Source organism: Knoellia sinensis KCTC 19936, assembly GCF_000768705.1.
GTDB lineage: Bacteria > Actinomycetota > Actinomycetes > Actinomycetales > Dermatophilaceae > Knoellia > Knoellia sinensis.
The window spans coordinates 1-11,755 of the sequence record NZ_AVPJ01000015.1; the positions used below are offsets into that span (position 1 = coordinate 1).

The 11,755-nt window shown below is 65.8% G+C and carries 12 protein-coding genes; 6 read left to right on the plus strand and 6 right to left on the minus strand.

The window, feature by feature from the left end:
• Positions 1–1,364: polymorphic toxin-type HINT domain-containing protein (locus N802_RS15500; protein ID WP_035918000.1), on the plus strand; the 1,364-nt coding region annotated here is incomplete at its 5' end.
• Between the two features lie 1,040 nt (positions 1,365–2,404).
• Here the strand turns inward: N802_RS15500 and N802_RS15515 are convergent.
• A complete protein-coding gene (locus N802_RS15515; protein ID WP_035918004.1) occupies positions 2,405–3,619 on the minus strand; it encodes an IS4 family transposase in 1,215 nt (404 codons plus the stop codon).
• Between the two features lie 716 nt (positions 3,620–4,335).
• Between N802_RS15515 and N802_RS15520 the strand changes: the two genes are divergently transcribed.
• Entirely contained in the window at positions 4,336–4,914 is a 579-nt protein-coding gene (locus tag N802_RS15520) for an IS110 family transposase (protein ID WP_281175149.1), read from the plus strand.
• 115 nt (positions 4,915–5,029) lie between these two features.
• On the opposite strand, the gene N802_RS15525 is transcribed toward N802_RS15520, so the two are convergent.
• Complete coding sequence (locus N802_RS15525) at positions 5,030–6,115, minus strand: DUF4238 domain-containing protein (RefSeq protein ID WP_169743447.1); 1,086 nt, start codon at positions 6,113–6,115, stop codon at positions 5,030–5,032.
• A 242-nt stretch (positions 6,116–6,357) separates the two neighbouring features.
• Here N802_RS15525 and N802_RS20905 point away from each other — a divergent pair, with 242 nt between their 5' ends.
• Together N802_RS20905 and N802_RS20910 are read left to right on the plus strand one after the other, a co-directional pair.
• On the plus strand, positions 6,358–7,224 hold the full coding sequence (locus N802_RS20905; RefSeq protein ID WP_245613966.1) for an IS110 family transposase: 867 nt from the start codon (positions 6,358–6,360) through the stop codon (positions 7,222–7,224).
• Positions 7,221–7,766, plus strand: a complete 546-nt coding sequence (locus tag N802_RS20910; protein WP_245613967.1) for an IS110 family transposase — start codon at positions 7,221–7,223, stop codon at positions 7,764–7,766. Before N802_RS20905 ends, N802_RS20910 begins: the two co-directional genes overlap by 4 nt.
• 42 nt (positions 7,767–7,808) lie before the next feature.
• On the opposite strand, the gene N802_RS15535 is transcribed toward N802_RS20910, so the two are convergent.
• On the minus strand, positions 7,809–8,255 hold the full coding sequence (locus N802_RS15535) for a hypothetical protein (RefSeq protein ID WP_156971450.1): 447 nt from the start codon (positions 8,253–8,255) through the stop codon (positions 7,809–7,811).
• 737 nt (positions 8,256–8,992) lie between these two features.
• Here N802_RS15535 and N802_RS15540 point away from each other — a divergent pair.
• Positions 8,993–10,492 (plus strand): plasmid pRiA4b ORF-3 family protein, encoded by a 1,500-nt coding sequence (locus N802_RS15540; protein WP_245613977.1) that lies wholly within the window; start codon positions 8,993–8,995, stop codon positions 10,490–10,492.
• On the opposite strand, the gene N802_RS21070 is transcribed toward N802_RS15540, so the two are convergent.
• Positions 10,476–10,871: a hypothetical protein gene (locus N802_RS21070; protein ID WP_211254434.1), complete on the minus strand. Its 396-nt coding sequence runs from the start codon at positions 10,869–10,871 to the stop codon at positions 10,476–10,478. The genes N802_RS15540 and N802_RS21070 overlap by 17 nt on opposite strands.
• Between N802_RS21070 and N802_RS20645 the strand changes: the two genes are divergently transcribed.
• Positions 10,782–10,973 carry a hypothetical protein gene (locus N802_RS20645; protein WP_211254443.1) on the plus strand — a complete coding sequence of 64 codons (192 nt, stop codon included), beginning with the start codon at positions 10,782–10,784 and terminating at the stop codon, positions 10,971–10,973. The two genes, N802_RS21070 and N802_RS20645, sit on opposite strands and share 90 nt — an antisense overlap.
• Before the next feature lie 160 nt (positions 10,974–11,133).
• On the opposite strand, the gene N802_RS15550 is transcribed toward N802_RS20645, so the two are convergent.
• Both N802_RS15550 and N802_RS20650 read right to left on the minus strand, forming a co-directional pair.
• Positions 11,134–11,352, minus strand: a complete 219-nt coding sequence (locus N802_RS15550) for a YlcI/YnfO family protein (protein ID WP_211254435.1) — start codon at positions 11,350–11,352, stop codon at positions 11,134–11,136.
• A 150-nt stretch (positions 11,353–11,502) separates the two neighbouring features.
• Positions 11,503–11,670 carry a hypothetical protein gene (locus N802_RS20650; protein WP_211254436.1) on the minus strand — a complete coding sequence of 56 codons (168 nt, stop codon included), beginning with the start codon at positions 11,668–11,670 and terminating at the stop codon, positions 11,503–11,505.
• Positions 11,671–11,755 lie beyond the last annotated feature (85 nt).

Genomic DNA, 11,755 nt, shown 5'->3' on the forward strand with positions numbered 1-11,755 from the left:
GGGCGCGCGAATACGACCCCACCCTGGGCCGCTTCATCAGCGTCGACCCCCTCCTCGACGACGGCGACCCGCGCCAACTCAACGCCTACCAGTACGGGTACAACAACCCCCTCGCCTACAGCGACCCCGACGGACTGCGGCCCCTCGGCGCCGGCGACACCGGTTGCACCAACTGCCGCCCCGTCTACACCGCACCCAAAGCCAAGAAGAACAAGCAGAAGTCCTACTGGAAGTACGGCAACGAACGACACGGCTCCAAGAGCGTCTACGGGAAGAAATCCAGCAGCTACAAATACAAGGGCGGCTCCAACTTCAAAAAGAACGGGTGGGGTAGGAACAAGAACGACGAACGCGGGCGGCGCACGATGAAGGCGCTTCAGAGCGCCAACACGAAGAAGGCCTTGGCCGCTGTATCTGCCACAAGAGCGTTCCTGCTCAAGGACCGTCAAACGATGCGATCCAGTACGCCCGCGTCACTGCAAAGCACATTCGAAAATGGCTATGACCTCATGCTGGGGAGCCTAGATGACACCGAAGGGTGCCTACTGGGAGGTAAAGCCGAATGCGGAATGCTGGCGGCTGGGATCGCCGCACCTGGAGTCGGCAGACTTGCCAGTAAGGCGATAAAGGGCGTTTGGCGGGCCCTGGGGTCCGGCGCGAAGTCGTGCAGCTTCACCGGCCCCACCCTTGTACTCATGGCCGACGGGTCACGGAAGCCCATTGAGGACGTCAAGGTCGGCGAAAAGGTCCTCGCCTCCGACCCCGAAACGGGCGAGCAGCAGGCGAAGAACGTCACTCACGTCTTCGTCCACGACGACACCGTCGCCGACCTCGTCATCGACGGTGAAGTCATCAGCACCACCGAGGACCACCCCTTCTGGTCCATCACCGACCAACGCTTCGAACGCGCCGACGAACTAGCAACAGGTGAGCAGGTCCTAAGGGCTAGCGGACGATCGGCAACGGTTGCTCGCCTGAAGACTGGCACGTCCCGGACCGCGGCCGCGTACAACCTTTCCGTTGAGGGCATTCATACCTTCCACGTCGGGCGGATCGGCGTGTTGGTGCATAATACTTGCCCTGTTGGAGATGGTCCTTCATTCATTGGCTTTGCCGATGACCCCCCCGTGGCCGTCCCGGCTGGTGCGAAAGGACCGCTGGCAACCGATGGCCCGGGATTCCAGTTCTTAGGTGGCTCGGGCGGGCATGGGCTCGACGCGAGAGTTGCAGGAGTCCGCGTCATGGACGCCACTGCCCACCACGCCCGCAGAATTGTGTTCATGAACAGGACAGGCCAGACAGTGAACCCCGTCTCCGGTCAAACCATCAGCAGGTCCAATCCCTGGGCGCATGTGCCATGGTGAACCGATTCCAGTTGAAGGATTTGATCGGCCTGGAACTCAGTGCCGCATGCTACGTGCGCGACTACGTTGAACTCCACTTCGATGGCCCGATTCTCCGATGTCTCGCTGATCCAATCGTTGTCGGACCGTCCGGGCGGTTCGAGCACCCGAACGTCGGCTCGCGAGACGCGCTTTGCGCGCTAGTTGGGGACGTGGTCTCGGGGGCTGTAGACGAGTCGACGAGGCTATGTCTCGAGTTTGCTGGGCAAGCAAGGGTCTTCGTTCCGAAGCAGTCACCCAGCGCTGGACCGGAGGTCGCCCACCTTGTCCCTTTCACAGATGGCACCCCGGATGTGGCCGGAATGTTGATATGGCCGAATCAGATGGGCTGAGGGAGGTTCGGCCCCGTAGCCGAGGGCCAGCGCCAGGACCCGGGGCGGTTCATCCGCGCATACCGATGAGCGAGGGCCGACGCGCGCGGGCGGCTTTCGTTGGCGTCTATCCGACAACTTCTCCGAACAGGTGCGCTTGATGCCCGGAAAGGCGACTGACCCGAACCCAATTAAGCAGGGGCCATACATTCGTTTCAGCATCAATGGGCAGAAGTCTGGTCCCTTCCCCTTGGCGGACTGGTGATGGACGACGTCGAGATTGAGGTACTAAGCCTTGCGACCGAGGATTACTACGGTCTTTGGGAGTTGACCGTTCAAATTCCCGTTGCACGGGATCGCCTTGCCCAAGCGATCGAGGGGCTGGTGGGATCGGGATTGGTCGAGTGGTACTACCGCACGTCGGACACTGCTCAGGCTGTGCCAGAGGGTAACCTCACGCCCAGGCGACCCGACCTAGCGGCAATACCGTTCAGTTAGGTGGGGTGAATGAGGTAGTTGGGTGGGTGCTGGGGTTGGGGCCAGGCTGCGTGGTGGGCGCGTTTGACGTGCCATTTGACGTATTTGCGTTTGATGACCCTGGGGTTGGCGCGTGTGCGCCGGGCGGGGTTGAGCCGGCCCAGGAGTCGGCGGAGGAAGCCCAGCCAGCCGGGGTTGTCGCGGTCGCGGGCGTCAGGGGGGGAAAGCGCCCGGTTGGGCGATGGTGGCTCTGGTGATCCGCAGCGCGGCGACGAAGCTGACCCGGTCCGGGTCGTGTCCGGCGTGGAGCGCGGCCTGGGTCATCAGCGAGCGGATGGCGTAGTGGCAGCACAGGTGTCCCCAGATCTCTTGGAGGACCAGGTCCGGGGACTTGCTGCGGAGCACGGTGCGTGGCCCGCGTTGATGGGTTTTGAGTTCGTCGAAGGTCAGCTCGATCTCCCAGCGTTGGGTGTAGGCGGCGGCGAGGTCGGTCGCGGTGGCCTGGTCGGGGTCCAGGATGGTGGTGAAGAGCCGGTAGGTGGTGGGGTTGTCTCGTCCGTCCTCGATGGTGTAATCGAGGACCCGGACCGGTATCGGCTCCTCGCGCCGCGCCGCAGCCGAGTGTGTCTGGTGGAGGTGGGCCAGCCAGGACCCGTCAGGAAGGTCTTCGACATGGGTGGGTTTGGGTCCGGCCTTGTCGGTGCGGACTCGCCACAACAGGTCGGCTCCGGTCCCGATCGCCTTGCGCCACAAGGCGTAGGAGAAGAATCCGCGATCGGCGGTGAGCAGCATGCCTGGCTCCAGCCGGTCCAGCAGCGACTCGGTCAACGTCGCCTCGGACTGGGAGTACCTGCCGACCGCAGCAGCAAAGATCGCATGCGTGCCGCACTCGGCCAAGGCCACGACCCGGGCCTGCGGGAACGCTGCCTGCTCGCCCTTGGTGACCCCGGGACGTGCGAAGTGCGCGGTGTTCGCGGGCGTGTCGGCGACATCGAGGCAGGTTCCGTCGATCGCGACCAGACGCCGCCCGGCCAACCACACCCCGGGGGTGTCGTCACCGCCGATCGGCTCCGCGACCCGCTCGAACAGGGCGGCCAGCGGCCCAGACCCCAACCGGGCCCGGGCCTGGAAGATCGCCGACTTGCTCGGCGGTGAGTAGCTCTCCTGCCAGCCCGAGGCCCACGACAACCCGTCGGTCAACTGAGCCAGCACGTCCTGGTACGACCCCTGGGAGTACAGCGCCATCCCGATCGAGAAATAGGCCATCACCCGGGCCGGCAGCGACCGGTGACGCTGCTCCGTCCGACCAGCCTGCGCGATCACCTCATCGACCAACTCCGGCGGGAACACCCGCGTGAGCACCCCGACCGACACCAGGTCAGACAAACGACGATCCGTCTCCGGCTTCACCCATCCAGCACGAGGCATGACCCCAAACTACACCGATGTAACACTAACTGAACGGTATTGGACCTAGCGGACGACTCTCTCTGGCGAACTCCAGGGCCTCTCGACGCGCAATGGCTTCTCGGTTCGACGGACCGCGGCGATCAGAGCTATTTCGGATCTGGGGAAGGATGACCAAAACGAGTCTCGGTGCTGGCGCCATCGCGCTTCACGCTTGAACGCCGTCATCTCCGCACTACCGGCCTTATCGGGCTTGTATAACTTGAAGGGCCTCCTGGTGACAGGTGGTGGTCGCTACGGTGGCTGTGGGAGAAGGCTTCGGGTCGTGCCGTTTTCCGGCTGAGCGTTCGGGCTCGTGAAAGAGATCGACAGGCTCGGGGTCGGCTCTCCCGGCCGAGGCTGGCCCGGTTTAGGGAATTGGTGGCCGGGGCGGGTCCCGCCACGCGGGGTGCCCGGCTCGGGTAGGCACCGGATCACGCACAAGCGAGGGACTGTCTGCCGTGGCGTCCACTGTTGGTGTGGCTGGGTGGTGAGGTTCGGGAGTTGCCCCGTTCTCGTGCCGAGGTTCGTCGGGCCCGGGTTTGGTTCGGCGGGCAAAAGGGGCGAGGGTTCTCCCGCTTGCCGTTGTGCCCCCGCCCGCGTGGTCACTGGCCGGTGGTTGACGCGGTGGGGGTTCGTGTCCAGCGAACGGAGGAACCCTCGTGTCCATTCACAGTAGCGACCTGTCCCCGGTGCGGGTGCAGGTTGGCATTGACGCGGCGGTGGTCGCGAACCATCACGTGTGCGTGCGCGAGCACGACGCCGACGGGCAGCCGAGGTTGACCCGCTTTCATGTTCCGCCCACGATTGCCGGGTTGCGGCGGCTCGGGGACAGATTGGCCCCGTATCCGGGGGGGGTGGCGGTGGCCGAGCCGACTTCGATGACCTGGCTGGGGTTGTCGGTGGCGTTGCGGGATGCTGGCGCGGACTTGGCGCTGGTCGGCACCCGGGATTCGGCACGGTTGCGGGGCGCGATCAGCGCCAAGCACAAGTCGGATGTGATCGACGCCGACGTGCTGGCGACCGCGGGCGAGGTGTTCACGCTCACGCCGTTGCGGCCGCCGCCCCCGGCCCAGCTGGCTCTGCGGCGGGCCTGCACCAGACGCGGCAAGGTCGTCATCGACGGGAACCGGGCCCGGCGACGACTGATCTCCCTGGCCCGCTGGGCCTTCCCCGACGTGTGGGGTGGGTTCGCCGGGTCGATGCCGACCGCGGTCGCTGTCCTGACCCGCTGGCCCGACCTGAGATCCCTTGCGGCAGCGCGCCGCTCAGCCTGACGGCAGTGGTCGCGAACACCCGTTCGGCCGAAGCCTCGGGCACCCTGCCGCACCTGTTGTCGGGATGGGCAGACGCTACCCGGCGCCTACTGGCAAACATCCTGATTTGCCGCACTCAGTGAGTGCTTGAACTCCAGGGACCGGTGGAGTGCGGCTCGTAACCTGGAATCGGCCAGGTGTAGTCGGCGATGATCGCGTCGGGTTCTGCGTCAAAGTCGTGCTCGCCAATCTGCTCGAGGACGTCGGCCAGAGGGCGATCCCGATTAGCGAAGTCGTAGACGCCGGCTGGCGCAAACAGACTCCTCTCCTCGCGAGGCAGAGCTAACCCCTCTGTTGGGTCTGCGTCGTCCGGATGCATGTACACGAATCGCTCCGCACCGAAGACGACCGACTGGTTATGGAGCCGGGCGGCCAAGGTTGAGGGCGGGTAGTCGCCGTTACCGACCGTGGGGTGGTCGAGCCAAAGCAGGGTGCGACGGTCAAGGGCGATAGTCACGGCACCGGCGTTCGCCAAACCGACGCCGCGGGCCGGATGGTGGTCTTCTGCGGGGATGAGCCCCACAGGGCTGTCGTTGATCGCAAGTGAGCGACGGTCGAATCGGATACGGTGCCAACTCCTGTGGCCGATGAAGTTGGCGGCCTGACCCAGTGAGCCGCGTATCGAATGGATGTGCTCTGATCCGGTGACGCGGACGGCGGGACCACCAGGACTATGAATGTCGTCCCACACCGCTTCCGCCTCTTCCGCCGACACCGCCCGTTGTAAGCCCTCGGACATTGCGTGGCGTAAGTAGGCGAGTCCGCCCATGCCGACCGTCATGACCAGCGTTTGGGCGCGGATCTGAGTCAGCAACCTTCGGTGGTCGGGTCCGCGGAGAAACTGCAGGGCTATCCAAGTCGTTAGGTGCGCCAGCTCGATCGGCGAAGGAGACCAAAAAACCTCTCGGGTGGCAGCCCGCACCATGGGCGCCACTCGAGACTCTGCCTCAGCGAACCGCTTCTCCCAGCGATCCGACCGAGTGCCATCTTCGAGCTCGACCGTGTAGAAGTCCCGCACCACGCTCGCGTCTGAGACAGATACCAGGCGACGAGACCCCGTGCGCAGATCGACCTGGCGAAGCATGCCGTCGGGCGAAGCGAAGCCACGCAGGTGAAACCTCGGGACCGTGTGATGGCGCTTGCTGCGCGAACGGCTACTCACGCCGTGACCGTAGTGGACGCCTCTGACATTTAGCGTGGGGTTAGGTTCGCGGGCGGTCGAGCCACTGACCGGGACACGTGGTGATCCCTGAGCGCTGAGTGGTCGTCCGCGGACCGGTGTCTGGTCGATGCGGTGTCCCTGTTCGGGAACTTGGAGCCAGCCGGTATGGGTGGACTCCTACTTAGAGAATGTCTGGGAGGTGGCCGCGATGGTCAGTCACCTGGTGGACAGGATTCCGACTGATGGGAGCGGTGACGATGGCTTTGACCTTGGGTATCGACGTGGCCTGCAGGGCTGCGCATCAAGCGACCCTTGCGCGCGATGGCGCGACCGTGTGGCGGGGCCGGAAGTTCGGGACCCGGCCAGCTGATCTGGAGCGGTTGTGGATGGATCTGGGCCTGGATGACCCGGGCGATCTGACGGTCGCGCTTGAGCCGACGCGCAACGCGTGGATCGTGGTCGCGGAGTGGTTCCGGCGCCGTGGCGCGCGTGTGGTGATGGTCCCGACGACGCAGTCGGCGGATCTGAGGGAGTACTACTCCAAGCACACCAAGAACGACCGGATCGATTCCGAGCTGCTCGCCCGGTTGCCGCTGCTGCATCCCGAGGGGCTGCGGGAGTACTCGGGTCAGGGACCGGCCGACCCGCTGCGTCGGCTGGTCAAGCAGCGCTCCACGATGGTCAAGCGCCGCACCGCGGTCTACTCCCGGCTCGACGCCTTGGTCGAGCTGTTGGGTCCGGCGTGGTACGACGTGCTCGGGTCGAATTACGGCATCGCTGCGCTCGAGTTCCTGGCCCGCTACGCCGACCCGAACACCGTGATCCGGCTCGGCCAGGCACGACTGGCCCGGTTCCTGATCGCCCGATCCCGCCGGGCGTGGCGTCAGGACCACGCGGTCGGGCTGGTCGCGGCGGCCAGAGACACCCTCGCCCTGTGGGGACCGGCCGGGATGAACTTCGCCGGGCTTGCGAGGACATCGGCCACGAGGCCGAGCAAGCCCTGTTCCCGACCCGTCAGATCAAACAGATCGACGAGCGCGTGGCGAACCTGTACGCCGAGGCCGACCCTGACGGCATCGTGGCCTCCGCACCTGGGGTGGGGCCAGTGATCAGTGCCGTGATCGCCGGCCGGATCGGTGACCCGCACCGGTTCACCTCGCTGGCGGCGATCCGGGCGTACACCGGGCTGGTGCCCAAGATCAGCCAGTCCGGAGTGGGCAAGGTCGAGTCCTCGATCACGAAAGCCGGCGACCCGCTGCTGCGCGAAATGTTGTGCACCGCCGCCGATCAGGCCCGCAAGGTTGACCCGCAGATCGCGGCGAAGTACCAGCGGCTCATGGTCGGCGACCGGCACCACGACTCCGCGATCTGCCATCTGGCCACCCAACTCGTCACCCGGATCGCGACCTGCATGCGCGACCATCAGCCCTACGCCCTGCGCGATGTCGACGGCACACCCATCACCGAAGCCGAGGGACGAGCCATCGTCAAAGCCCGTTACCAAATCGACCGTAACCAGCGCGTGGCCGCGGCAGGTCGACGCATGCATCAACGACGCAAGCAGGCAGCGAGCCCGGAGTCACAGAAGTCGCAAAGCGCTCCAACATCCGGGCCCGCCAACAACAAGCCTACGAGCCGCCAAGTGGCTTGACTGCCCCTAGGAAGTCAGCCTCTGTGATCCGCTCAAAAGCGACTACCGCTCGCCCGCGGCCGCCTCGTTCAGATCACGCACGACGTTGCCTATCGTGAATCCGAATCGTGTGTCGGCCGCCGTCATGTCCTGTTGGACACCCCGACGTTGGAACGGGGCGGGTATAGATGTACTTGCGGCCCGGGCAGACTCCTCATCCATTCGGTCGAGCACCTCTAGATTGACTTGGTCCAGCGCGACCTCGTTGACCCAAAGCACTTGCTCGCTGTCAACACCCATCCCGAGCCCCCGAGTCACGGTTGCTGTGTGGGCAAGGTTTGGCGCCACCACCTGATGCCATGTAGGGGTCCGGGACATGTCGCGCTCGTGGATCTCGCCAGTGAGCCACTGCCCCGATTTGTTGCGGAGTGGACCCAGCATGGCGTTGGCCGCCTTCACTCGTGATTCTTCCGGCCAGCGCGGACGATTCGTACTGATGAACAGATCCACGTCCAAGGCGCGCCCCGGACCCGGGGCGTGTCGTACCACCCCGGCTTGCGCCCGATTGGGCCGTTTGACGTCGCCTGGGTTCGGGCCAGATGGCACGCCGGACCTGAACATCGTCCAATCGAATCTGAAACGAACGCAGTGCCGCACGTTTGGCTGGACCTCGTGGCCGGCAAACCAAATCGGAAGGTTCCATCGACCGACGGCCAGCCCAGTGTTGCCATCCACGCTGGAGTCTCGGCCGATCTTCAGCCACGGCCCTGGCCCTGGGTTCTCGGATCGAGGACCGTGCAAGCTGAGCTTCATATCCGTGAAGCCCGGCGCTGTGGACTTGAGGTAGAACGAAGTCGCTGCCGGCCAGATGCGCCATGTGTAGCTGTTCGCTGGAGTGGCGTCATCACGGACCACGAAGAGGATCTTCTCCAGGTCGTTGGTCGGTTCTCCGTTGAAGGAGCTTGACGTAGCAGTCACCCGTAGGACTCAACATGCTGGGCGACTGCCAGGTCAACCTCACACGCGAACGCGCTTCCCTGACTCCCAGGGTTTTCCGCTCATGGCGCGATCGGGCTCGTCCGGCAAGAGTTTTTCGACGTGCGTCACTCCGCCGCGAGCCATGCTTGATCCGGTGGATTCGTTTGGACAGTCGCTCGTGCGGTGTTCGGTGAGGGTGGTTGTGCCAACCGACCAGCATCCGTTGGTGGGCGGGCCGGCTCGGCTGGTTGACTGGTTCGGTGACCGAGATGCGACCTGTGCCCACGGACCCCGCCGCACTCAAGACCTGGGTCGCGAACTTGAGCAGGGACGAACTCAAGGTGCTGACGCAGCAGGTGTCCAGCGGCGCATTGACCGGCGGCCTGGGGCTGCTCGGGGATCTTGCTCCGGGCAACCGGGAGTTCGACCTCGCGACGCCACCGGACGAGCCGAGCCTGTTCACGCTCACCCTCGAGCTGCGGGGCTCCACGCCCAGGATCTGGCGGCGCCTGGACCTGCCGGGCGATCTTACGCTGGACGTGGTGCACACGCTGTTCCAGGCCGTGATGGGCTGGACCGATTCGCATCTGCACCGCTTTCAACCCGGCGACGGGCAGAGCTACAACCAGCCGTACTTCGTCACGGAGTTCGACGAGGACGAGGGCGACGAGGGCACTCGCGAGGACGGCGTCCGCCTGGATCAGGTTCTCCGCACGCCGGGGGACCGGCTGACCTACCTGTACGACTTCGGCGACGGCTGGGAGCATCGGGTCACCCTGGACTCGGTTGTCCCGTTGACGCCGGGCAACCGTGAACCGGTGTGTCTGGGTGGCGCAAGAGCGTGCCCGCCCGAGGACGTCGGCGGGATCCACGGGTACCAGGAGATCGCTGCGTGGCTGCGAACGGGGGCCCCAGCCAACGACGTGCCCGAACCGTTCGAGGACGCCGACCACGCCCACGGTTGGCTCCCCGTCGATTACGATGCCGACGCCTTCGACGCCGCCGAGGCGACCGCGGCGATGCAGCTGTGGGTTCGTGGTGAGCACCGGCCCTGGCACGGCGTTCCGGAGCCGCTGGCAAACCTGGTGCAGGGTCTGCGTGGCCAGGGGTGGGTGGACGCGACCGCGTGGCTCACGGCCTTGGGTCCGCGTGCGGCGGTCGGGCTGGACGAGGAAGACGTGCGTCGCGCAGGACGGCCGTGGCTGGCGGTGCTGGATGCCGTCGGGGCGGGGACGAAGCTGACGACAGCCGGCTACCTGCCTCCGGGTGTGGTCGCGCAGATCGCGCAATCCACCGGGATGACGGATTGGTGGATCGGCAAGGCCAATCGGGAGGACCTCACGTGGCCGGTCGCTGCACTTCGTGAGAACGCGCAACACCTCGGGCTGCTACGCAAGGCCAAGGGCACGTTGGCCCCGACCGCCCGCGCCCGGGCCGTCAGAGGCCACCCCCGTGAGCTGGTCGCCACCGTGCTGCAGCGGCTGCCACTGGGCAAGGGCTTCGCGGCGGACGCGGGGTGGTTGCTGCTGCTCGGGCTGGCAGCCGGAGATGGCGGTGCGGCCCTCGACGAACGGGTGGCGCAGATGCTGACCGAGCGCGGCTGGCGCACCCATGGCAGCTCGGGGGTCAGCGCTTCCGATGCGCGCCGCGGCTCACGGGTGACGCTCGGGGCCTTGGAGTCAATGGCGGGTGGACACCGGGCCGTCGACGCCGCCCTGCTCACCCGGTTGGCCCGAGCCACACTGCTCGGAGTCACCAACAACCAGTGAACACCCGTGTCAGCGCCCGTCTTGGCCGCGCACCGAGGCGCGCCGATAGCTGGGACTCCGCCCTCGGCGGCGGGCGGACATGCCCGGTCCGCGGCCAGTTGACTATGGTCGTGGCGGCGACGAACTCGGTTGCCGGTCGATGAGGGGACTGGTTGCAGGCGGCTGACTTTCGGGGTGCCAGCTGTTCGCTCGGTGGCGAGGTCGTTGGCCGCCTGCATGGCCAGTCATGCGCGTGTGGTGCCCACGCCGGCCTCTTCGAGGCGGGCAGCGAGGTTGGAGCGATCCGGGCTTGACCGTGCAGCACGCGGCTCAACGTCACGCGCGAGATGCCGAGCCGCGCGGCGGTCTCGCCGACGCTCAGGCCGATCTCGGCGAGCACGTCCTCGCGCAGGATCTCGCCCGGGTGGACGGGGTTGTTCTTCCGGGACTCACCGAGGTGATCCGCCAGCTTCTATTTACCCAAGCCGCGGCGTATGTATAACAGATCGTTAGAGTGAGTTAGGAACTTCTATAAGGGCGCCCGTCGCGCACATCCTTTGTGACGAGCACCAGGACCGAGGGCAACCGCAGGCGAGGCGCCGGGCCGAGAGGTGAGTCAGTCAGTCCGCGCCGATCGTCGGCCCCTGTCGTGGTGTGGCAGGTCAGGCGGGTCGGCTCAGCTCATGCTCGACGGCGCGTCGGATCCACGCCGACACTGATCGGTCGTCGGCGTCTGCGCGGCGTTTGACCTCGGCGAGCAGCTCGGGTGGGAACCGGACCGGGATCGGTGCGGTGAGTCGCTTGGTGCGCCGCACCGGCTGGCCCTGCGGCTCCTGGTTGTCCGGCTGGGCGTAGAAGTCGTACTCCTCGTCAGGAGTCATGGATTCAGGAGTCATCACGGTCCCTGCGGTAGGTGGTGGCGAGGCCGGCAGATGCCTCGTAGCAGCCGATAGGTCGGCACCTGGCGGGATCGCCAGAGCGTGAAGGTGCGATCGGAACGACCAAGACCCTCCCTCCCACCTCGGCCACCATCAGCCAATGCGCCGGCGGCTTTGCGGGTAGAAGTGCGGATCACTCGCCCAGACGTCGAGCACGTCATCGACACCAAGATGCGGGTGTTTGAACAGGTGCGCGGCCTGCGCGTCGATCTCGAATGGTTCGCCTTCGTCGAGCCAGTCGGGATCGAAGAACTCAGCCACTCATCGAGTGTATAACAAACGACTACGAAGGCAGGCTTTCATGCGGTCAACCGCTCGTCGAGATGAGGGGTCACCTCGGCCTCGT

What these genes read in the sequence shown, in the direction of transcription:
- N802_RS15515 (WP_035918004.1), bottom strand. Translation starts at nt 3,619, where the DNA reads ATGCCTCGTGCTGGATGGGTGAAGCCGGAGACGGATCGTCGTTTGTCT.
- N802_RS20905 (WP_245613966.1), top strand. Translation starts at nt 6,358, where the DNA reads ATGGGAGCGGTGACGATGGCTTTGACCTTGGGTATCGACGTGGCCTGC.
- N802_RS15540 (WP_245613977.1), top strand. Translation starts at nt 8,993, where the DNA reads ATGCGACCTGTGCCCACGGACCCCGCCGCACTCAAGACCTGGGTCGCG.
- N802_RS15550 (WP_211254435.1), bottom strand. Translation starts at nt 11,352, where the DNA reads ATGACTCCTGACGAGGAGTACGACTTCTACGCCCAGCCGGACAACCAG.